18 protein-coding genes are annotated in these 20854 nt (G+C 66.5%); 3 read left to right on the top strand and 15 right to left on the bottom strand.

Translation table 11 applies throughout. From position 1 onward, the window contains the following. Positions 1–73 precede the first annotated feature (73 nt). Positions 74–1432 (bottom strand): alanine racemase, encoded by a 1359-nt coding sequence (gene alr, locus AC1AYX_RS10045; protein WP_476503348.1) that lies wholly within the window; start codon positions 1430–1432, stop codon positions 74–76. Between the two features lie 295 nt (positions 1433–1727). On the opposite strand from alr, the gene AC1AYX_RS10040 reads away from it, so the two are divergent. Continuing rightward, positions 1728–3188, top strand: coding sequence for an amino acid permease (locus AC1AYX_RS10040; protein ID WP_476503347.1), 1461 nt, complete (start codon positions 1728–1730; stop codon positions 3186–3188). Positions 3189–3274: 86 nt separating this feature from the next. Here the strand turns inward: AC1AYX_RS10040 and AC1AYX_RS10035 are convergent, their stop codons facing one another. From AC1AYX_RS10035 to AC1AYX_RS09995, 9 genes are all read right to left on the bottom strand, one after another. Continuing rightward, positions 3275–3760 (bottom strand): N-acetyltransferase, encoded by a 486-nt coding sequence (locus AC1AYX_RS10035; protein WP_476503356.1) that lies wholly within the window; start codon positions 3758–3760, stop codon positions 3275–3277. 249 nt (positions 3761–4009) lie between these two features. Then, the gene (locus tag AC1AYX_RS10030) at positions 4010–4501 is read right to left on the bottom strand and encodes an S-ribosylhomocysteine lyase (RefSeq protein ID WP_476503346.1); all 492 of its coding nucleotides are present in this window, start codon (positions 4499–4501) and stop codon (positions 4010–4012) included. Between the two features lie 163 nt (positions 4502–4664). Further along, complete coding sequence (locus AC1AYX_RS10025) at positions 4665–6767, bottom strand: RecQ family ATP-dependent DNA helicase (RefSeq protein ID WP_476503345.1); 2103 nt, start codon at positions 6765–6767, stop codon at positions 4665–4667. A 119-nt stretch (positions 6768–6886) separates the two neighbouring features. Then, complete coding sequence (locus tag AC1AYX_RS10020) at positions 6887–8071, bottom strand: cystathionine gamma-synthase (RefSeq protein WP_476503344.1); 1185 nt, start codon at positions 8069–8071, stop codon at positions 6887–6889. A gap of 163 nt (positions 8072–8234) precedes the next feature. Further along, complete coding sequence (locus tag AC1AYX_RS10015; protein WP_476503343.1) at positions 8235–9257, bottom strand: pyridoxal-phosphate dependent enzyme; 1023 nt, start codon at positions 9255–9257, stop codon at positions 8235–8237. Positions 9258–9832: 575 nt separating this feature from the next. After that, positions 9833–10723 (bottom strand): hypothetical protein, encoded by an 891-nt coding sequence (locus AC1AYX_RS10010; protein ID WP_476503342.1) that lies wholly within the window; start codon positions 10721–10723, stop codon positions 9833–9835. A gap of 110 nt (positions 10724–10833) precedes the next feature. Then, positions 10834–11793 (bottom strand): ATP-binding cassette domain-containing protein, encoded by a 960-nt coding sequence (locus tag AC1AYX_RS10005; RefSeq protein ID WP_476503341.1) that lies wholly within the window; start codon positions 11791–11793, stop codon positions 10834–10836. Then, a complete protein-coding gene (locus AC1AYX_RS10000) occupies positions 11790–12158 on the bottom strand; it encodes a GntR family transcriptional regulator (RefSeq protein ID WP_476503340.1) in 369 nt (122 codons plus the stop codon). Before AC1AYX_RS10000 ends, AC1AYX_RS10005 begins: the two co-directional genes overlap by 4 nt. A 70-nt stretch (positions 12159–12228) precedes the next feature. Then, positions 12229–12750 (bottom strand): hypothetical protein, encoded by a 522-nt coding sequence (locus AC1AYX_RS09995; protein ID WP_476503339.1) that lies wholly within the window; start codon positions 12748–12750, stop codon positions 12229–12231. A 249-nt stretch (positions 12751–12999) separates the two neighbouring features. On the opposite strand from AC1AYX_RS09995, the gene AC1AYX_RS09990 reads away from it, so the two are divergent. Next, entirely contained in the window at positions 13000–13701 is a 702-nt protein-coding gene (locus tag AC1AYX_RS09990; protein ID WP_476503338.1) for a DUF1206 domain-containing protein, read from the top strand. Positions 13702–13734: 33 nt separating this feature from the next. Here AC1AYX_RS09990 and AC1AYX_RS09985 read toward each other — a convergent pair whose 3' ends face one another. The 5 genes from AC1AYX_RS09985 to AC1AYX_RS09965 all read right to left on the bottom strand — a co-directional run bounded on the left by AC1AYX_RS09985 (position 13735) and on the right by AC1AYX_RS09965 (position 19074). Next, positions 13735–14520 carry an ABC transporter ATP-binding protein gene (locus tag AC1AYX_RS09985; protein ID WP_476503355.1) on the bottom strand — a complete coding sequence of 262 codons (786 nt, stop codon included), beginning with the start codon at positions 14518–14520 and terminating at the stop codon, positions 13735–13737. 68 nt (positions 14521–14588) lie between these two features. Continuing rightward, positions 14589–15500 (bottom strand): ATP-binding cassette domain-containing protein, encoded by a 912-nt coding sequence (locus tag AC1AYX_RS09980; RefSeq protein WP_476503337.1) that lies wholly within the window; start codon positions 15498–15500, stop codon positions 14589–14591. Beyond that, positions 15490–16401: an ABC transporter permease gene (locus AC1AYX_RS09975; protein WP_476503336.1), complete on the bottom strand. Its 912-nt coding sequence runs from the start codon at positions 16399–16401 to the stop codon at positions 15490–15492. The genes AC1AYX_RS09980 and AC1AYX_RS09975 overlap by 11 nt, the downstream gene beginning before the upstream one ends. Beyond that, positions 16398–17363 (bottom strand): ABC transporter permease, encoded by a 966-nt coding sequence (locus AC1AYX_RS09970; protein WP_476503335.1) that lies wholly within the window; start codon positions 17361–17363, stop codon positions 16398–16400. Before AC1AYX_RS09970 ends, AC1AYX_RS09975 begins: the two co-directional genes overlap by 4 nt. A 7-nt stretch (positions 17364–17370) precedes the next feature. Next, positions 17371–19074, bottom strand: a complete 1704-nt coding sequence (locus AC1AYX_RS09965; protein ID WP_476503334.1) for an ABC transporter substrate-binding protein — start codon at positions 19072–19074, stop codon at positions 17371–17373. A 495-nt stretch (positions 19075–19569) separates the two neighbouring features. Here AC1AYX_RS09965 and AC1AYX_RS09960 point away from each other — a divergent pair, with 495 nt between their 5' ends. Beyond that, positions 19570–20634: a hypothetical protein gene (locus AC1AYX_RS09960; protein WP_476503333.1), complete on the top strand. Its 1065-nt coding sequence runs from the start codon at positions 19570–19572 to the stop codon at positions 20632–20634. The last annotated feature ends 220 nt before the right edge of the window (positions 20635–20854 follow it).

Genomic DNA, 20854 nt, shown 5'->3' with positions numbered 1-20854 from the left:
ACGGAAAGAAAAAGGGTCTTCCCCCTTGGCAAAGGGGGAAGACCCTGTCGATGCGCGGCGTCGGCGCGGGCCGCTACAGCAGCGAGGCCGGATCGAGCTTGGCGAGATCGGCCTCGGGCAGCACCTCGGCGGCATGCTCGTACAGGCGCGGGATGCGGTTGCGCAGGCAGGTGAAGATCTCATAGCTGATGGTGTCGGCGGCGCGGGCCCAGTCGTCGGCGGTCGGTTCGGCGAACTCCTCGCCGCGGCCCGGTCCGAACAGTTCGACCGTGTCGCCCTCGTGCACGCCGAGCGCGGCGGCCGAACCGTGCAGGTCGAGGATGAACTGGTCCATGCACACGCGGCCGGAGACGCGGTACAGCTTCGGGCCTTCGGCGGTCATCACGCGCACCGGGCCGCCCGCCTTCTCCACATGCTTGGCGCCCTGCATGTCGAATCCGGAGGCGGAACGGTGGATGCCGTCCGCGTAGCCGAGCGGCACGATCGCGGTGGACGTGTCGTCGGGGGTGAGGTAGGTGCGGCCATAGGAGATGCCGTGGCCGGCCTCCACGTCCTTGACGGTGCCGAGCTGCGCCTGTAGGCGCATCGCCGGCTTCAGCGCGTAGCTGGACGGCGTGCCCATCGCCGGATCCGGCTCGTAGCCGTACAGGCCGATGCCCGGACGGGTGAGCTCGAAGTGGATCTCCGGGCGGGACAGCGTGGCCGCCGTGTTCGCGAGATGGCGGATCTCGGGGGCGATGCCGGCGGCCTCCATGCGGGCGGTGAACGCCTTGAAGTTCTCGATCTGACGGTCGGTGGAGGCGACGAACTCGGGCACGTCCGGCGAATCGGCCACGGCGAGGTGGCTCCACTGGCCGACGATGTGCAGCACGCCCTCCTTGGCGAGCGGGACGAGCTTGGCGAGCGCCGCGTCGAAGCCCTCCGGCGTGAAGCCGTTGCGGCCGAAGCCGGAGTCCACCTTCACGTGCACGCGCGCCGTCCTGCCGAGCCTGCGGGCGGCGGCGGCCACCGCGTCGATGCCGGGCAGCGAGCCGACGGACACGTCGATGTCGTTGGCGATGAGCTCGTCGAACGGGACTTCGGCGCCGTTGTAGACCCACGTGAGGATGTGGCAGCGGTCGGGGCCGATGCCGAGCTTCCTCAGCAGCAGCGCCTCGTGCGACTGGGCGGTGCCGAGCCAGGTCGCGCCGCCGGCGAGCGCGGCGAGCGCGGCGGGCAGCAGGCCGTGGCCGTAGGCGTCGGCCTTGACGACGCCCATCACGGCGGTGCCGGAGTGCGGGCCGCCGACCACGTCCACCAGATGCGCCATGTTGTCGCGCAATGCCTTGAGGTCGACGATGGCCTGCGCGGGGTAGCGACGTCGGGCGGCCGCATAGTTGGCCTTGCCCTCCGGAGAGCTGAATTCGATTTCGGGAGCTGCGTTCATACTCATGACGCCCCATTGTCGCGCGGCGTGGTGACGTGTCCATGGCATGCGACCACATTGCGGCCGGGCGTGGCGGCGCCGCGTCGCCGGCGTCCACGTCCGGCATCGCTTCATGAGACGCGCCGCGCCGGTTTTCCGGCAGTCCATGTACACTCGCTTTTCACGGTTTGTTTGCCGTTTTCCCGCCCGTAACGTTCGGGGGCAACAATCGACCGTATTCAAGACTCCCGGCGTTGAGGCGTGCCGGGGTCCCGGAATTCCGTCCGGCCAAGCCCATTCCACGTGTTCATGAGAGAAGACCATGAATCTGTTCCGTAAGAAAACGGTGGATCAGCTTGTCGCCGATTCCACCCCGCTCAAGCGCACGATGCGCACCTTCGATCTGACGATGCTCGGCATCGGCGCGATCATCGGCACCGGCATCTTCGTCCTGACCGGCAAGGGCGCTCTCACCGCGGGCCCGGCCCTGTCCGTGTCGTTCCTGCTGGCCGCGATCTGCTGCGGCTTCGCCGGCCTGTGCTACGCCGAGTTCGCGTCGATGGCCCCCGTGTCCGGATCCGCGTATTCGTACGCGTATCTGGCGTTCGGCGAACTCATCGCGTTCGTGATCGGCTGGAATCTGATCCTCGAATACGCCCTGCAGGCGGCCACCGTGTCCGCCGGATGGGCCGGCTACTTCAACAAGCTGCTCGAAGGGTTCGGCCTGAGCCTGCCGGTCGAGCTGACGGCCGCCTACGGCACCACGCCGGGCGTGACCACCTACTTCAACCTGCCCGGTTTCGTCGTCGTGCTGCTCATCACCTGGGTGCTGTCCATCGGCATCAACCAGACGAAGAAGACCAACGACATCATGGTGATGATCAAGCTCGCGATCATCGCGCTGTTCATCATCTGCGCCGTGTGGTACGTCAAGCCGTCCAACTGGCAGCCGTTCTCCCCGTACGGCATCTACACGTTCCAGCCCGGCTCCACCCAGCCGTACGGCATCCTGCCGGCCGCGTCGATCGTGTTCTTCAGCTTCATCGGCTTCGACGCCGTGTCCTCCTCCGCCGAGGAGACCATCGAGCCGAACAAGACGCTGCCGCGAGGCATCCTCCTGTCACTCGCCGTCTCGACGGTGATCTACATCATCATGACGCTGGTGATGACCGGCATCGTGCCCTACCAGGAGTTCGCGAAGTTCATCGACGCCCCGGTCGCCGGCGTGATCCTGTACACCGGCATGAACTGGCTGGCCGTGATCGTGAACATCGGCGCGCTCGTCGGCATGACCACGGTCATGCTCGTGCAGCTGTACGGCCAGTCGCGCATCTGCTACGCGATGGGCCGCGACGGCCTGTTCCCGAAGTTCTTCAGCGAGGTGCATCCGAAGCACCGCACCCCGTTCAAGGGCACATGGTTCTTCGGCATCCTCACCGCGATCGCCGGCGGCTTCATCAACATCAACATCCTGTTCGAGCTGGTGAACATCGGCACGCTGTCCGCGTTCATCATCGTCTCCGCCGGCGTGCTGTGGATGCGCAAGACCGCCCCGGACGCGCACCGCGGCTTCAGGGCACCGGGCGTGCCGGTCGTGCCGGCGCTGTCCATCATCTTCTGCCTGGTGTTCATCGCCGGCCTGAACTGGGAGACCTGGGTGCGGTTCGCGATCTGGCTGGTCATCGGCCTGGCCGTCTACTTCGGCTACAGCCGCCGCCACTCCAAGCTGGAGGGCGCGGACGCCGCCGGCACCCCGCAGGTCGCCGCGGCGAAGGCCGAATAGCCGCCACGTCCGCCCGATACGACGAAGCCCCTCGATGCCCATGCAATGGGTCGAGGGGCTTTCCCGTAAATTCGGAGCAATGCTCCCTACCATTCGTGGCGTTGGTAGGCTATACGCGTCGTATCCGTCGGCCGGTCGATGAGCTGGATGAGACCGCAGCGGGCGAAGCCGCTCGTCTCGAGCACGTGCTGCATGGCCTTGTTGTTCGGATGCGTGTCGGCGCGCACGTTGCCGTAGTGCTTCAACGCCCACCGGATGCAGTCGCGGGCGGCGTGGCGCACCAGACCGGACGAGGCGATGCGGTGGATGGTCACATACGTGTCGTCGTCGAGCCACGCGCCGTCGATATGCGCGTAGGTGGGGTCCTCGCCGGGGCACAGGGCGAACTGGGCGAGGATGCGCTCATGTCCATTCTGCGTATCGACCAGCAGCATCGTGCGCTGGTTGGCGATGTCGTCCTTCACGACCTCCTCGCGGGGGAACGTGTTCCCCCACTGCGTGGGGTTGCCGTTGCGGGCCATCAGCTCGCGCGCATGCGCATACACCTTGAGCATATGCGGCAGGTCACGCATGGTCGCGTGACGGAAACGACGGGACGACGCATTGGAATCGGACACCACACCTCACCTCACGGTCGCGCGAGAGCCCCGCACGGGGATTCGATCGGAAACAATCAACTGACGCGCTACGCTACCATGCCCGCCTCACAAACATCGCGGGTTTCCCGTGGACCGGCTGAATGTTCCCTGACCTTCCGGCGACGATCGAAAGGCGTCCTGACGACGGAAACGCCCCGACGCCCCAGCGCCCCGACCGTTCTCTCAGACGACCTTGCGTTCGAACGGATCGGAGCTGATGCCCTTGGCGAGGATGTCCTTGCACCATTCCTTCGCGGTGAACAGGCTGTGGTCGCGGTAGTTGCCGCAGCTTTCGATCGTGGTGGCCGGCACGTCGTCCCACGTGGCCTTGTAGGCGATGAACTCAAGCGACTCCTTGAGCGCCTTGGCGACCTCCTCGGTGGGGTGCTCGCCCCAGGTGAGCAGGTGGAAGCCGGTGCGGCAGCCGAACGGCGAGCAGTCGATGTAGCCGTCGATGCGTTCGCGCAGCAGCACGGCAATCGTGTGCTCGATCGTGTGCAGCCCGGCCGTCGGGATCGCGTTCTCGTTCGGCTGCACGAGGCGCAGGTCGTAGTTGGAGATCACGTCGCCGCGGGGCCCCTTTTCCGTGTCGATGTAGCGCACGTACGGCGCCTTCACCTTCGTATGGTCGAGCTGGAAGCTCTCCACCACCGGCTTGTCGGTCTTCTCCGCCATGTTCGTTCCTTTCCGCATACGCCGCGACGGCACGCGTCCGCGTGCCACCGGCGTATCCGCCGCCCATCCTAGTCGCCGATCGTCGGCAGGCGGCCCGTCGCATCCGGCCATCGTTATAGACGCTCGTTATACTCACGGCCGCCCCAAGCCTACACGGTCCGGCTCAGGCCGCTCCGCCGAACGCGGCGATCGCCTCCATGAACCGTGCGCCGTACGCCTGGAGCTTGCGCTCGCCCACACCGTTGACCGCGAGGAACTGCGCATCGTCGGCCGGTTTGATGCGCGCCATGTCGCGCAACGTGCGGTCGGAGAACACGATGTACGGCGGCTTGCCGATCTCCTGCGCGATGGTCTTGCGCAATTCGCGCAGACGCTGGAACAGCGCCTCCTCCTCGTCGCCCGGCACGTAGGCGTCCGCATCGACGGGACCGTTCGTGCCCGCCGCGCCGAACACGGTGGAGGACGCCGAACCGGCAGAGACGCCGAACCGGCGCATCCGACCACCGCCGGACGCGCCGCCGTCGGAGCGCACGGCCTTGCGTTCCACGCGTTTGATCTCATAGTGGAAGTCCGGTGATACCGTCTCCACCGCACGGGTGCCGAAGCGGACGATCGGCAGACTCCCGTCGCTGATGGCGAGATAACCGTCGGTGGCCATCTGGCTGAGCACGTCGCGTACACGCCTCTCCGGCACGTCCTTCAACGTGCCGAAGCTCGGCATGCGTTCCGGGTTGAGCCAGGCGAGATCCCGCGCCTGCGAACCGCGCAGGATCTTCACGATCTTGCCGGAGCCCAGACCGTCGCGCACCGGGTACGGCGTGGTCTCCCGCCCCAGCTCGTCGTGGTCGAACGTCACATCGTGCACGCAGCGGCTGATGTTGCGCGCGATGTCGGTCACGTCGATGGTGGTGAACGTGCGTTCGCAGTTCGCGCACGCGCCGCACTTGACGGTCGCATCCCCCGCCTCGCCGGAGCCGCCCGCCGCGGCAGGACCGTCCTCCTGCCCGAAGTAGCGGGTCATGTACCGATGAAGACATTCGGTGGTGCGGCAATAGCCGATCATGCCGTCGAGCAATCGGCGGCGGTTGCGGCGCGCGATCTCCTGCTCCTCGGGAGTCATGCGCTCGTTGTCGTGGTCCGATTCCAGCAGACGGCGGCGCGTGCCGATGTCGGAATCGTTCCACAGCAGCGTGCACCGGCTGGGTTCGCCGTCACGCCCCGCACGACCGGCCTCCTGGTAGTAGGCTTCGATGGATTCGGGCATGTTGTGGTGGATCACATAGCGCACGTTCGATTTGTCGATGCCCATGCCGAACGCGTTCGTGGCGACGACGACAGGAACCCGGTCGGTCACGAAATCCCGCTGCGCCCTGGCCCGGACCTCCGGGCTCATGCCGCCGTGGTAGGCGACGGCGACGGGCCCGCGCTCCCCCGTCCCCGGACCCGCGCCGGACGCACCGCCCGCGCCGGGACGCTGCGGGACCGACTGGTTCAACGTGTCGGCGAGCTGTTCGGTCTCCTTGCGCGTGGAGCAGTACACGATGCCGGATTCGTCCGGATGCGAGGCCACGTAGTCCACGATCCACGCGGCCTTGCGTTTGCGTTCCATGTTGATGACGTCGAAATACAGGTTCGGCCGGTCGAATCCGGTGACCGTCACCTGCGGCGAGACGAGGCCGAGCAGGCCGACGATGTCGCGCCGCACCTTCTCGGTGGCGGTGGCGGTGAACGCGCCGACGACCGGGCGGCGCGGCAGCGAGCGGATGAAATCGCCGATGCCGAGATACGAGGAGCGGAAATCCTGGCCCCATTGGGAGACGCAGTGTGCCTCGTCGACAGCGACGAACGAGATCGGCGTGCGCATGGCGAAATCGCGGAACCGTCCGGTCTCGAGCCGTTCCGGGGCGACGTACAGGAGCTTCACCTGCCCGGACGCCGCCTGGGCGAGCACCATCGACTGCTCGTCCGGTGCCTGCATGCCGTTGACGAACGCCGCCGGCAGGCCCTGGTCGTTCAGCGAGTCGACCTGGTCCTGCATGAGGGAGATGAGCGGCGAGATGACGATGGTGACGCCGGGCAGCAAAGCGGCCGGTATCTGGTAGCACACGGATTTGCCGGCGCCGGTGGGCATGACGGCGAGCACGTCGCGCCCATGAAGAAGCGCGTCGACCACGCCGTCCTGCCCGGGGCGGAACGATCCGTAGCCGAAGTACCGTTCCAGCGCCCCGAGCGCCGCCGCATGCGCATCAACCGTCTGTCCAGTCATGGTTCCACCATACATTCCCCATGGTGCGGCAACACACTTTCTCCACAACGGCGGAATGAAGCCGTTTTGGGCCACCGCACCATGGGATGTTCACCGCACCATGGGGCATGTGGATGGGGTCACAGCCGAGCCAACGCCTGGTCGAGGTCGGCGATGAGGTCGTCGGCGTTCTCGATGCCGACGGAGATACGGATCAGGTTGTCCGGCACCTGGAGCGTGGTGCCGGACACGGAGGCGTGGGTCATGGCGGCGGGCACCTCGATGAGGCTTTCGACGCCGCCGAGCGATTCGGCGAGCGTGAAGATGGCCGTATGGTCGACGAAGCGCTTCGCCGCCTCTGCCCCGGCCGCGAGCTGCACGGAGACGATGCCGCCGAATCCGCCGTGCATCTGGCGTGCGGCGATCTCGTGGCCAGGATGGGATTCGAGGCCCGGGTACCAGACGCGTTCGATCACGTCGGACGGCTGGGATTCGAGCCACTGCGCGACCTTGAGCGCGTTGGCGGAGTGTCGCTTGACGCGCAGGTCGAGGGTCTTCAAGCCTCGGATGTCGAGCCAGGAGTCGAACGGGGAGGGCACGGCACCGGCCGCGTTCTGCAGGAACGCGACCTGGTCGCGCACGTCGGCGTCATTGAGGACGACGGCGCCGCCGACCACGTCGGAGTGGCCGCCGATGTACTTGGTGGTCGAGTAGACGACCGCGTCGGCGCCGTCGTCGAGCGGGTGCTGGAGCGCGGGCGAGGCGAACGTGTTGTCGACGACGACCTTGGCGCCGTGCTTGTGCGCGAGTTCGGCGGTCAGGGCGATGTCGGTGATGTTGAGCAGCGGGTTGGACGGGGTCTCGACCCAGATGTAGCGATACGGCTTGGCGGCGAGCGCCGTTTCGACGGCCTTCGGGTCGGTGATGTCGACCACGTCGAGGCCGACGCCCCACGGCACGAACACCTTGGCGAGCAGACGGTAGGTGCCGCCATACACGTCGTTGCCGAGGAGGATGTTGTCGCCGGGCTTCAGGGTGGAGCGCAGGAGCACGTCGATGGCGGCGAGACCGGAGGAGAAGGAGAGCGCGTATTTCGCGCCTTCGACGGCGGCGAGCTGCTCGTCGAAGCTGGTGCGCGTCGGGTTGATGGAACGCGAGTAGTCGTGCCCGCCGCGCAGGCCGAGCACGCCGTCCTGCTTGAACGTGGAGGTGGCGTAGATCGGCGTGACGACGGCGCCGGTGGTCGGGTCGGGTTCCTGTCCGGCGTGGATGGCGCGGGTGGCGAGTGCGGTTTCGGCGAACTGTGCGTTGTATTCGGCGGACATGGTGTTCCTTTCAGATGGGTCGTATCCGAGGATACGTCTCCGGCCCGTGGGGACCGGCGTGGTTGTTATCGATATTGGTGATGACGGGTATGTGAGTTCCGGCGATGTCGGGGACATGGCGGGCGGGTCGGGGCGGCTGCGCGCACCGGTCCGCCCCGCCCGGCTACAGGTACTGCTCGACGAGCGAAGGGCGTGCGGTCCGTTCGACCACGTCGCCGTAGCCGTTGGCGCGCATCCAGTCGTCGTCGAAGATCTTCTCCAGGTAGCTGCGGCCGGAGTCGGGGGCGAGCACGACGACGAGCTGGTTCTCGTCGAGGTCGTGCGTCTTCGCGTACTTGACGGCGCTGGCGACGGCCATGCCGGAGGATCCGCCGACGAGCAGCGCCTCCTCGCCGGCGAGACGCCGGGTCATCTCGAACGCTTCGGCGTCGTTCGCCTTGACGATCTCGTCGGGGATGGCACGGTCGTAGGCCTCCGGGTAGAAGTCCTCGCCGACGCCTTCGATGTCGTACTGGTGTACGTCGGCGGGATCGGCCGCGGAGTAGATGGAGCCTTCCGGGTCGGATCCGACGACCACGACGCGCCCGTCGGACGCCTCCTTGAGGTAGCGCCCGGTGCCGGAGATGGTGCCGCCGGTGCCGACGCCGGCCACGAAGTGCGTGACCTTGCCGTCGGTGTCGCGCCAGATCTCGGGGCCGGTGGTGGCGTAGTGGCTGGCCGGTCCGTTCGGGTTGTCGTACTGGTTGGGCCGGTAGCCGCCGGGGATGGCCTTGGCGAGGCGTTCGGCCACCTGGTAGTAGGAGCGCGGGTCGTCGGGGCCGGCGTCGGTGGGGGTGACGACCACTTCGGCGCCGTACGCGCGCAGTACGGCGCGCTTCGATTCGGAGACCTTGTCGGGCAGGGTGAAGATGGCGCGGTAGCCGCGTTGCTGGGCGACCATGGCGAGTCCGACGCCGGTGTTGCCGGACGTGGGTTCGACGATGACGCCGCCGGGCTTCAGTTCGCCGGAGCGTTCGGCCGCGTCGATGATGCGCGCGGCGATGCGGTCCTTGGAGGAGCCGCCCGGGTTCATGTATTCGATCTTCACGGCGATGGTGGCGCGGACGCCGTCTTCGGCGGGGATGCGGTTGAGTCTGACGAGCGGGGTGTCGCCGATGAGGTCGGCGGTGCTGTTCGCGATGGTCATGATCGTCTCGTTTCCTTGTGGTTCCGTTGCGGGTCGGTCGGGTTGGGATGGGATGTCGGTTGTCGTCGTGAACCGGCGTTCCCCTGCGAGACGGTCTGGAGTGGTGCGTTGGCTGTGATGACGGGTGGTTCGCGTGCCATGCGCGAGTTCGATGATGCTTCCTTCACGGATTCCGTCAGGAGTATCGGCACCCCCAACGTGCCAATAATCGACGTGATACCGATGGATACCTACGTGCGTGAAATCCGAAACGAAAATCGCGGCGATTCCCCTGCCGCATTCGAATGCCCTGTCTCAAGTTATGCGTCACTGACCGTCCGCCCGGGGGCGTCGGTTAGCGACAACAACACATGAGAATCTGCATGCCTCACACGATACCACCTCCCTCCCCGCCAGCGTGTCGAGAACACTTCAAACGCCCATATCGTGGACAGGTTCGGCTTGGCTCCCTCTGACGAGGGAGCTGCCGGCGAAGCCGGCTGCCGGAGACGACATGTGGCCCATACCGGCAACGGCACGGGCCACACAATCGAGGCAGGGGCATCATCAGGCATGAATCCCCATCAGTCGAGCAGTCAGATCACCCACCGACGTGCGGCGTTGACCTCGCGGCGCATCGTGAGCCGTCGCGCCACGGCCACGCACACGGCGGACAACGCGACCGCCTCGACGAGCGGAATCCATGCGACGTACAGATGCCATTCGTTCCAGTTCGATTCGTACCGGATGACCTCGCCGGTCATGGCCTGCGCCAGCCACGCCAGTTTCACGGAGCCGTTGAACAGGAACAGCCGCATCGCCGCCGCGTATGCGATGACGACCACGCCCACGGATGCCGCGAGCCGCTTCGCCCCGCCCGAGCACGCCCATGCGGCGGCCGCGCCGGCCAGCAGTCCCAGCGCCGCGGCGGCGAGCATCAGCGCGAAGCAGGCCGCGCCCATGAACAGCCATCCGCCGGGAATGATGCCCGACACTTTCAAGACGCCGCCCGTGGAGGCCGGAACATACTGCCAGGCGTACAGGAACCGATAGGAGAACGGCATCTGGTAGAGGTCGTTCCCCCACCAGCCGTATACGACGTTCGCGTCGGCGGATGACGAGGGACTTCCCCAAGCGCGGTACGCCAATGCGTATTCCAACGCCGTCATCACGATCGCGGACGATACCGCCGCGACCGCGCCGCATATGGCCGGCGCGAACGCCAGCGAGCGCCGGTTCACGCCGTGGCACAATTCCGGCCCCACGAACGCCAGGAACCAGATCAGTCCGGCGGCGAACAGCATCAGCCCCATCAATGATTCGATGTCGGCCGCACCGGCGCCCATCATGATGTCGTCAAACGCATACGGCATCCGCACATGCCAATGCCCCTGCAGGGTGAGATACCGCACGCCGCCGCCGATCGCGGCCATCACGACGCCCGCGCCGAGCACCGCCGCATACAGTCCCGCGCATCGCCGCATCATGACGCACGTCTGCCGGCCGGCCCGATGACGCCGCGCCGTCCGCACCGCCACGCCATCGGCATGCACGTCGCTTCGCGCATCGCCCGACGTTGTTCTTTTCGTCATCGCAGTCATCGCGACACCTCGTCTTTCTCCGTTCCGGCACCGACGACACCAGAAGAATCGTCGGTCTCGTCGATGGCATCGTCGTCGGCCGTATTCCCCGCAACGCCGCCATCGCCGGTCACGCGGATGAAGTAGTCCTGCAGGCCGAGCCCGCTCACGGCGATGCCGTCGGGCACGTCGCGTTCGTCCACGTGGCCGCGCACGGTGACGGTGGCGAGCCTGCCCATGCGTTCGACCGCGACCGGCTGCAGTCCTTCCGCGTGGATGAACGCGTTCACGCTCGTCTCGCCGCCGACGAGCACAGTGGCGCGGGAGGCGACATCGCCGGCGTCGAACGCGTCGACGACGCGGCCGCGGTCGAGGATGACGGCGCGTTCGACGACCTGCGCGATCTCGTCGATGATGTGCGTGGAGACGACGATGACGCGCGGCCGTTCGGCGAACGATTCGATGAGAAGCCGGTAGAAGCGTTCGCGGTTCGCCGCGTCGAGCCCGTTGACCGGTTCGTCGAGCAGCAGCACGTCGACGGGCAGGCACAATCCGGCGACGAGGCGCACGATCTGGCGCTGGCCGAGCGAGAGACCGCCGTATGAGGCGTTCGCCTTGATGCCGAACGCGGCGAGCATGCGCGCGGCCGCCTCGCCGTCGACACCGCCGCAGTAGCGGCCTTCGCGCTTGAGAAACGCGGAGACGCGCATGCCGAACAGGAACGGCAACGTCTCGTTGACGAGGTGGATGCGCGCCTGCGCGTGCTCGTTGTCGCGCACGTCCTCGCCGTCGAGTTCGACGTCGCCGGATGTGGGCAGGAGCCGGTTGGCGATGGTGGCGAGCAGCGTGCTTTTGCCGGCGCCGTTGCGGCCGAACAGGCCGTGGATGCCCGGTTCGAGCGTGAGGTTCACGTGGTCGAGGGCCGGCGCGGACGCCTTGTGGAAGGTCTTGGTCAGGTCGTTGATGATGAGGCTCATGATCGGTATCCCCTGTCGATGATGTCCTTGAGTTCGTCGGCGCCGATGCCGAGCCGTTTCGCCTCGGCGATGAATGCGCCGACGCGCGTGGTGAGGAATTCATCGCGTTTGGCGTCGCCGGCCTTGCGCCTGGCCCCGGCGGTGACGAACATGCCAAGCCCGCGGCGCTTCTCCAGCAGCCCCTGGTCGACGAGCAGGTTCATGCCTTTGAGCACGGTGGCCGGGTTGATCTTGTACGTGGTGGAGATCTCCGTGGTGCTGGGCACCTGCTCGCCTTCGGCGAAGGCCCCGGAGACGATCGCCTCGCCCAGCTGTTCGGCCACCTGACGGAACAGCGGCGTGGTCCCCGAAAAATCGAATCGCATGTGGCTTCAACTCCGTTCATGGTGGGCCCGTGGCCATGCGCGCGGCGTTTGCGCACAGCCACGGGCGGCGTCACTCCCAGGCGGTTTTGGCCGGATTGGCGCGCATGTCGTCATACAGACCGAATACTTCATCGTACCCGTATTGGTCGCTGCACGCTTTGACCTCCTCGTTGCCGGTGAAGGTGCCGTCGGCGTTCTTGACGACCGGCCCGGTGGGCAGGGTGTTGTAGTCGGCCTTGGCGGCGTAGACCGGCTCGGTGGGTTCGACCCATCGGATGCCCTTGGCGGCGAGACACTGCGTGTATCCGGCGGTGAGACCGGACAGCTCGTCCTGCGTGATGACGCCGTCGGCCAGCACTTGCCTGGCCTCGGCACTGGAGACGGTGTCGCGCAGCCGCGCGATCTCGGGCGCGTACGTCTTCTGGACGCCGTCGGGCACGACCGGCTCCAACGCATCTGCCGGCCGTGCGGCCGCGGAGGTCGAAGCCGGTTCGCCCAGCGCATCGCCGCGCGCATTGACCGACAATCCCGCCAGCGGGATCAGCATCGCGCACACGACCGCGATCGCCGCATATCGCCCTTGGATCTTCATGATGACCTCCTTGCAGCCTGATGAATAATCCGATGCAAGCAACCTTGTTAGTTAGTCAGTTAGTTACTTGTGTAACTAACCATATAACCAACCAATCGCGCCGTCAAATGCGACGTGCCATATCGACACGCCAAAACCACCCGGACTTCAACAATGATATATTTATTGATAGTTTATCAATATCATTACCGATAGATAGAGCGCCATTCCACCCGCACGCTTACGAAAACCAGCCGAAAGGAGGCGACAATGCTGTTGCGCATCGATTCGACGAGACTCCGCTATCTGCTCGAACGACGACGGGAGCGAATCGGATTCGGACACCGGGAAACGCATCTGACCGCGGTCGCGGAAGGGTTGTTCCTCATACTGACCGCGTGCACGACGTCCATGGGCATATGGTGGCGGTTCGGATTCGTCGCGATCGCCATCGCGGTCACCGTATACGCCGTACTGTCCACTATCATTACTTGGAGCAAAGGCTACAACGCCGGGAATCTGTACAGGGAGCTGATCGATTTGGACCGCACGGAGATACGAAGCAGCATCATCGCCGTCAACGACGGCAACCGGTATCTGCTCTACCACGACACCGGCTGGGACTGCGACTTCTTCCCCAACCACGCGACGCGCGACGACGAGTCCGAGAACCTTCGCACGCTGACGGAATACTTGTCGCGCGGATTCGACATCCCGCAGGCGGATTTCACGCTCACGCGCGTAGGCGGAGAGTCCCACGAGAAATGGTCGGCGGAGCACCACGAGACACGGTTCTATGATTACGTTCTCTACAAAGCCGACGTCACGCACATGCCCGAAGCTTGGAAGGCCGACCGGTTCCACGTGGACTCGAAGGACTGCCGTTGGATGACCGTGGACGAGATGCTCGCCGATCCGCGTATCCGTGAGATCAACGCCGACGTGGTGGGTATGGTCAAAGCACGGATGTAGGAGCCATCCGCCACCAGCCCATATCGCGGGACGTTACAGCGAAGCGGCCTCGATGAGGCGGCGCGTGTAGTCGGACCGCGGCGACCCCAATACCTGCGCGGTGGGGCCGGTCTCCTCGACGCGGCCGCCGTGCAGCACGAGGATGCGGTCGGCGATGTGCTGGACCACGCCCAGATCATGCGAGACGACGATCAACGCCGGACGCTCATCCCGCCCGCCGGCGGCCCCGGAGCCGTGCACGATCGACTGCAGCGTCTCCAGGATCCGCACACGGGCGGCCACGTCGATGGCGCTCATCGGCTCATCGGCGAGAATCACCTTCGGCTCGTTGACGATGGCGCGTGCGATGGCGACGCGCTGCGCCTGCCCGCCGGACAGGTCGCACGGGTAGCGGTTCAGGAACTCGCGCGGGTCGAGGCCGACTCGCGCCAACGCCTGCACGGTCTTCGCGCCGACCTCGTCGAACGCGTAGCCAAGCGCGCGACGGCGCAGCCACAACGGTTCGGACACGGAGCGTTCCACCGTCCACCGCGGGTCGAGCGAGCCATACGGGTCCTGGAACACGATCGACGATTCGGCACGCAAGGCGCGCATGCCGGCGGAGCCGTGCGAGACCGGCTCCCCCCGGTATGCGATCTCACCGGAGTCGGCGGCGCCGAGTCCCAGCATGATGCGCGTCAGCGTGGTCTTGCCCGAACCGGACGCGCCGATCACGGCAAGGCACTCCCCCGCACGCACCTCGGCGGACACGTCGAACAGCACCTGGCGGCGCGCGGGTCGCGCGAACAGTCGCGTCAGACCTCGCAGTCCGGTGTGCATGTCGCGCGACGCGAACGACGCGTCGATGTGGCGGGCGGCGAGCAACGGCTGGGATTGGATCGGTTCGGTCATCGTTGCACCTCCTCGGTCGGCTTCGCCGCCGGCTCCCCCTCACCGGAGGCGCGACTGGATGCGTCGGCGCGCAGCGTGAGCATGCGCGCGGCGGCGACGAGTCCGCGGGTCGGCGCGGCCTTGGGCGCGGCGAGCAGGTCGGCGGTGGCGCCGGCTTCGGCGACGAGCCCCGCATCGAGCACGTAGCAACGTGTGGTGGCGCGTTGCAGCACGGCGAAATCGTGGGTTATGAACAGCATGGATGCGCCCGCGTCGTCGACGAGCGAGACGAGCAGGTCGACGATCTGGCGTTGCGTGATCGAGTCGAGCGCGGTGGTCGGCTCGTCGGCGATGATGAGCCGCGGCGACGTGACGAGCGCCGCGGCGATGCCGACGCGCTGCCGTTGCCCGCCCGACAGTTCGTGCGGCCGTTTGAGCAGCGCGTCCTGCGGCAGGCCGACCTTGTCGAGCATCGCCTTGATGCGGTCCACGCGTTCGGCGAGCGTCAGATCGTAATGCAGGTAGAGCGGCAGCCCAACGATCTGCGCGACGGTCATCACCGGGTTGAGCGCGCGCGTCGGGTTCTGGAACACGACGCCCACGTATCGCCCGCGCAGGTCGGCGAGTGTGCGCTCGTCCGCGTAGACGGACGGACCGCCACGCCGCCAGCCGCGACCACCACGGGACCCGTCACCGTCATCCCCGGCCGTCCCCGGTGCGAGGACCGTCGTATCGCCCATCGTGATCGCGCCGGACAACGTCGCCTCACGCGGCAGCAGGCCGAGCAGCGATTTCGCGATCATCGATTTGCCGGAGCCGGACGACCCGATGAGGCCGACGCGCTCCCCGTCGCCGATATGCAGGTCCACGCCGTGCACGATCTCCTTCGCGCCGAGCGCGACGTGCAGGCCGGAAATCTCAACGGCCATCGGAAGCCTCCTTTCGACCGGCGTCATGCGGAACCGCCGTCGCGACCGCCGCCCGCAACGCGGGATTCGCGACCGGGTCGGCGGCGTCGCGCAGCGCGTCGCCGAACAGGTTCAACGCGACGACGACGAGCGTGACGACGAGTCCCGGCCACAGGACGGTCAGCGGGAACACGTTGATGAGTTTGACCGATGTGGCGAGCGAATGTCCCCAACTGGGCACGCCCGCGCCGACGCCCACGCCGAGATACGTGAGTCCCGCCTCGGCGAGCACGGACGTTCCGGCGGACATGGACAGCTGCACGGCGAGCACCGGCGTGATGTTCGGCACGATGTGCCGAACGAGCATGCCGAAGCCGCCGGCACCGTTCGCACGCGCCGATTCGACGTACTGCGAGCGTGCGGCGAGCAGTGCGGCGGGACGCGCGACGCGGGCGAGGTTCAATCCGTAGGCGATCGAGCAGGCGCCGACGACGACCGCGGCGGACGCGCCGAACGGCACGGCGAGCAGCAGCGCGATGAGCACGGTGGGGATGGAGATGAGCGCATCGACGACGGCGACGGAGATGGAGGCGAGCGCGTTCGAACGCGCGACCATGAGCCCGACGAGCAGCAGTCCCAGCGCGCCCGAGCAGACGACGGTGAGTGCGGCGATGGCGAGGTTCGTGCGCGAGCCGGCCATCAGCCAGCTCAGCACGTCGGCGCCGGTGCCGTCGGTGCCGAGCCAGTGCGCGGACGACGGCACGGCCCACACGTGGTAGCCGTCGGTCTCCAGCAGCGGCCGCGGCGTCCAGAACAGCGAGACGAACGCGACGAGCAGCCAGACTCCGAGCATGACAAGCGCGTAGCGTCCGGCACCGTGCGACCACATGGTGCGTGCGATGATGCGCAATCGTGCCATCATTCCTCCTCTGCGGCGAGACGCGGGTCGAGCGCGCGGTGCGCCAGGTCGACGACGAGGCCGAGCGTCAGGAAGAACGCGGCCAGCAGGAACAGCTCGCTCTGCACGGCGACGAGGTCGCGGTTGCCGACGTCGCCGACGAGCAGCGCGCCGAGCCCGGGCAGGGCGAACAGGTTCTCGATGACCATGACGCCGGTGATCATCGAGGCGAACGTCAATCCGACGACGGAGACGAGCTGCGGGGCGGCGAGACGGAGTCCAACGCGCAGCAGCGCCTGCGTGCGCGTCATGCCGCACGCCATCGCCATGTCGACCGGACCGCCTTCCGCGGCGATGTCCTCCAGGGCGGCGCGCGTGTAGCGCATGATGCCGGCGGCCGCCACGAATCCGGTGGCGAGCGCGGGCAGGACGAGCGAGGCGAACGCGCGTCCGGGCGCGCCCGTCCAGCCGTCGGCGGGGAATCCTTGCGACGGGAGCACGCCGAGCAGGCCCACGCCCTGGCCGAACAGGAGGAGCAGCAGTAGGCCGCTCCACAGTGCGGGCACGGCGCCGCCCGCGATGGCGAGCACGTGGAAGAATCCGCACAGACGCGGGTTCCTCGTGATGACGGCGGCGCAACCGAGCGGCAGTCCGACGACGAGCGCGACAACGAGACTCATGACGATGAGCGGGAACGTGATCGCGGCGCGCCGGCCGACCTGTGCGGCGACCGCGCGACCGGTCAGCGCGGACATGCCGAGGTCGCCGTGCAGGAGACCGCCCGCCCAGTCGAGGTATTGGACGGGGTATGGCCGGTCGAGGCCGAATTCGGCGCGTAGCTCGGCGACGCGCGCGGCGGTCGCGTTGGTGCCGGCCATGACGACGGCCACGTCGCCCGGCAGGATGCGCAGCGCGGCGAACACGAGCACGGAGATGCCGAACAACGCCGCGACAAACAGCAGCAACCGCCGTATCACGAATCGCATCGATGACTCACTTCTCGTAGGTGATCTGCCACAAGGGCAGCACGGTCTGGCTGAGGTTCTGCGGGAAACCGTGGACGCCCTTCGCGTAGGCGATGGTGACGCGCCAGCTGAACAGCCAGTCGGCGGGGGCGTCCTCGGAGACGATCTTCGCGGCCTTGGCGAGATAGTCGGAGGCCGCCTCGTCCGTGGTGGCGGCGAGCGCCTTCGCGTACAGGTCCTGCACCTGCTTGTTGTCGTAGTGGTAGTAGTAGCTGGGGGTGGCCCACTTGTAGAAGTCGTGGCTTTCGGCGTGGTCGACGAGGGAGAGCTCGTAGTCGCCGTTGGTGTGCACGTCCTGCAGCCAGGTGGAGAACTCCACGTAATTAATCTTCAAGTCGATGCCGATGGGCTTCAACTGGCTTTTCAGCTGGTCGCCGAGTTCGGTGCCGTACACGTTCGCGTAGGTGAGCGTCAGCTGCAGCGGCTTCGACTCGCTGTAACCGGCCTCCTTCATGAGCTTTTTGGCCTTGGCCACGTCGTGCGGGTACACGCCGGTCAGGTCCTCGTAACCGGGGTCGACCTTGGGGATCGGGCCGCCGAGCTTCGCGTCGACGCCGCCGCGCGAAGCGATGAGCTGCTGGTGGTCGATGGCGTAACGGATGGACTGGCGCACGCGCTTGTCCTTGAGTTTGGCGTCGGTCATGTTGAACGCGAGCACGAACTTGTCGGAGCCGTCGCCCGCCTTGACCACGTAGTCGGGGTTGTCGCGGAACGGCCCGGCGAGGGTGGCGGTGATCGGCGAGAGCACCTGCACGTCGCCGCTCTTCAACGCGTTGATTCCCGCGTTGTCGTCGGGGAGGAAGCGGATGATGACGTTCTCGGTCTTCGCCTTGTGCGCGGTCCCCCAATACTTCGGGTTGGCCTTGAACACGATCTTGTCGCTCGGGTCGAAGGATTCGACCGTGTACGGTCCGGAGCCAAGCGCGCCGGTCTTTTCGTCCCAGGTCGCGTCCTTGTCGTAGACGAGGCCGGGGCGGCCGGTCAGGTACCACAGCATGTTCGAGTCGGGCGCGGAGAGCGTGATCCTCACCGTGTGCGCGTCGACGTCCTCGGCCTTGTCGAGGTTGGCGACCTGGTCGTAGTTGTAGTATTTCCTCGCCTTGAGCTCGTTGATCGACCAGGCCACGTCCTCGGCGTCGAGTGTGTCGCCGTTGGAGAAGTTCATGTGGTCGTTCAGGTGGAACGTGTAGGTGAGCCCGTCCTTGGACACGTCCCAGCTTTTCGCGAGGCCTGGATGCACCTTGTTGTCGGAGCCGCGGGAGACGAGGCTTTCGTACACGTTGCCGATGAGGATCTGCTCGAGCGCGGAGCCGGACTGGTGGCGGATGTCGAGGTTCACGGGGGCCAGCTTCAGTCCGATGGCGACGGTGTCCGCCGTCTTCGCCGAGGACGCGCTGCCTGCGCCTACTCCGGTGCCGTCCGCATCGTCCTGCTTGTTCGTGAAGAACGCGTTGACGCCGACGACGAGCGCCGCGACGACGATGACGGCGATCAGCGACCACAGCCATGCCTTTGACCTGCCGCCGCCGCGTCGTTTCGATGATTTCGCGCGGCCTTCGAGACTCGCGTCGGTGCTGGCCGCGCCAGCCGTGTTGCCGTTTGTCGTATCGTTGTTCGTCGCCTTGTCGCTGGTTGCGCCGGCCTCGCCGTGCACACCGTCATGCTGGGACATGCAATGCTCCCTTGTCGTGGCGCACGCGTTCGCGGGCATGCTTACGCCCCGCGAATCCACGCGCGTGAATCGTGATTGATCGTCGGTTGACCGCCCATGCGGGTCGATCACCGCGTCCCACTATAGACCACGCCGCCGTCGGCCGCGGCATCCCCTCCCATCCGTTGCCATATGGAACCGCGACGGCGCTTCCATGGCCGTCATCGCGGCGGTATGCTGGGAACAACGCCCGCGTTCAACGAGGACACGGCGAGAAGGGAACCCGACATGAGCCAGCCATATCCGCCTCCGCAGTACCCGGGACCGCAATATCCGCAATATCCGCAAAATCCGAACGGACGGTATCCGCAGTCGCCGAACGGACGATACCCGAGTGGGCAGTATCCGGCGGGGCCGGGGTACCCACCGCCGTACGGTCCGCAATATCCGTACGGCGGCCGGCCGATGCCGCCGCGACGACCACCGCGGAAGAGCAGCGGCACGACGGTCGCCGTGGTGGCCATCTCCGTGATCGTGATCGTGGTCCTCACGCTCGGACTCGTGTTCGCCGGCATCGCGTGGAAGGTGAACGCCATCCAACGCGACCTGACGAGCGCCGTCGAAAACGGTTCCGGCGGCTCGGGGTCCGGTTCGGGAGGCTCGGGTTCCGGTTCGGGTTCCAGCGTCCTGCCGGACGACGGGAAGGACATCGTCCCGTGTTCGGCGTCCGAACAGTACGCCTCCTATACGGATCTCGTGAATGACACGTACGACAAGTACGAACGGAAGATCGACGCGGGCACGATCTTCGACGATCTGAACCTGCAGCCCACGCAGGATTCCGCCGATTACGTGCACGATTTCATGCTCATCCTCACGGACCGCAAGGCGGCGCTGCGGTTCGGCTGCGAGATCACCACGAGCGTGGACGAGCTCGACGACATCTACGCGGCGAAGTCGGACGAAGTCAAGGAGCTGGAACGCAAGCTCAACGACCATGAGGATTTCGGCATCAAAATCAGCATCAAACGTTCGGATGGTTCCGTCTACGAGTCCGACGGCGGCGCTCCCCCGGAACAGACGATCTCCGACGTGGAGGCCGCGATCAGGGCGGTGCCGGTCACGCCGGGCGCCGACGGCACGTATCTGGGCGTCGGCGAAAGCATCGTCCAGGCGGCGGGGCTCAGCGCGAACTACGATTTCCAGCAGATCTACCAGTACTGCTCGCGTTCCGCCGACAACGACGAATACACGGTGGCCGCGTTCTGTTCGGCGAATCCGCGCGTGATCTACGTGAACCAGGCGCACGCCGGATACTCGTCCAACATCACGACCCCGTACTATGCGGACGTGATCAAACACGAGATGGGCCACGCGCTCGTCTACCAGCAGTGCGGCACGACCCGTCCGCCGGTCGGCGTGAACAGCGAGGCCCTGGCGAACAGCTACGCGCTCAAATACCTCGGCGGAGACCGGTCCAACCTGCAACGCAACACGAAGTCCTACCCAGAATACGCGATATCGGACGCCAGCGACCAAGCCGCCGAACGAGTCCACAACAAACAATGCACCGCCGGCTGAGAGCCGCAAGCAATCCGCTTCCCTCAGGCGGAGCAGCCCGGCAAAGCCGACCGTACCGGACATTGTCCTCGCTCCCCCCCTTCTAGGGGGAGCTGTCCGGCAAAGCCAACCCGGTTGAACATTGTCCTCGCCCATTACCATGTTTGGTAGGTCCCGGTGGTCGGGGCCGGGTCGCCGGTTCCGGTATGGCTTTCCTGCCCTGTCGTTGATGATCCGGGGG

The sequence above is a fragment of the Bifidobacterium sp. LH_419 genome (assembly GCF_056356955.1).
Note: the sequence above shows the minus strand (reverse complement) of the source record. Positions and strands in the feature narration are given on the sequence as shown.

Bases quoted from the DNA above. Each gene is read 5' to 3' on its own strand.
- AC1AYX_RS10025 (WP_476503345.1), bottom strand. From the start codon at position 6,767: ATGACTGGACAGACGGTTGATGCGCATGCGGCGGCGCTCGGGGCGCTG.
- AC1AYX_RS09965 (WP_476503334.1), bottom strand. From the start codon at position 19,074: ATGTCCCAGCATGACGGTGTGCACGGCGAGGCCGGCGCAACCAGCGAC.
- AC1AYX_RS09990 (WP_476503338.1), top strand. From the start codon at position 13,000: ATGCTGTTGCGCATCGATTCGACGAGACTCCGCTATCTGCTCGAACGA.
- AC1AYX_RS09970 (WP_476503335.1), bottom strand. From the start codon at position 17,363: ATGCGATTCGTGATACGGCGGTTGCTGCTGTTTGTCGCGGCGTTGTTC.
- AC1AYX_RS10010 (WP_476503342.1), bottom strand. From the start codon at position 10,723: ATGATGCGGCGATGCGCGGGACTGTATGCGGCGGTGCTCGGCGCGGGC.
- AC1AYX_RS10035 (WP_476503356.1), bottom strand. From the start codon at position 3,760: ATGCGTGACCTGCCGCATATGCTCAAGGTGTATGCGCATGCGCGCGAG.
- AC1AYX_RS10030 (WP_476503346.1), bottom strand. From the start codon at position 4,501: ATGGCGGAGAAGACCGACAAGCCGGTGGTGGAGAGCTTCCAGCTCGAC.
- alr (WP_476503348.1), bottom strand. From the start codon at position 1,432: ATGAGTATGAACGCAGCTCCCGAAATCGAATTCAGCTCTCCGGAGGGC.
- AC1AYX_RS10040 (WP_476503347.1), top strand. From the start codon at position 1,728: ATGAATCTGTTCCGTAAGAAAACGGTGGATCAGCTTGTCGCCGATTCC.
- AC1AYX_RS09985 (WP_476503355.1), bottom strand. From the start codon at position 14,520: ATGCACACCGGACTGCGAGGTCTGACGCGACTGTTCGCGCGACCCGCG.
- AC1AYX_RS09995 (WP_476503339.1), bottom strand. From the start codon at position 12,750: ATGAAGATCCAAGGGCGATATGCGGCGATCGCGGTCGTGTGCGCGATG.
- AC1AYX_RS10000 (WP_476503340.1), bottom strand. From the start codon at position 12,158: ATGCGATTCGATTTTTCGGGGACCACGCCGCTGTTCCGTCAGGTGGCC.
- AC1AYX_RS10015 (WP_476503343.1), bottom strand. From the start codon at position 9,257: ATGACCATCGCGAACAGCACCGCCGACCTCATCGGCGACACCCCGCTC.
- AC1AYX_RS10005 (WP_476503341.1), bottom strand. From the start codon at position 11,793: ATGAGCCTCATCATCAACGACCTGACCAAGACCTTCCACAAGGCGTCC.
- AC1AYX_RS10020 (WP_476503344.1), bottom strand. From the start codon at position 8,071: ATGTCCGCCGAATACAACGCACAGTTCGCCGAAACCGCACTCGCCACC.
- AC1AYX_RS09975 (WP_476503336.1), bottom strand. From the start codon at position 16,401: ATGATGGCACGATTGCGCATCATCGCACGCACCATGTGGTCGCACGGT.
- AC1AYX_RS09980 (WP_476503337.1), bottom strand. From the start codon at position 15,500: ATGGCCGTTGAGATTTCCGGCCTGCACGTCGCGCTCGGCGCGAAGGAG.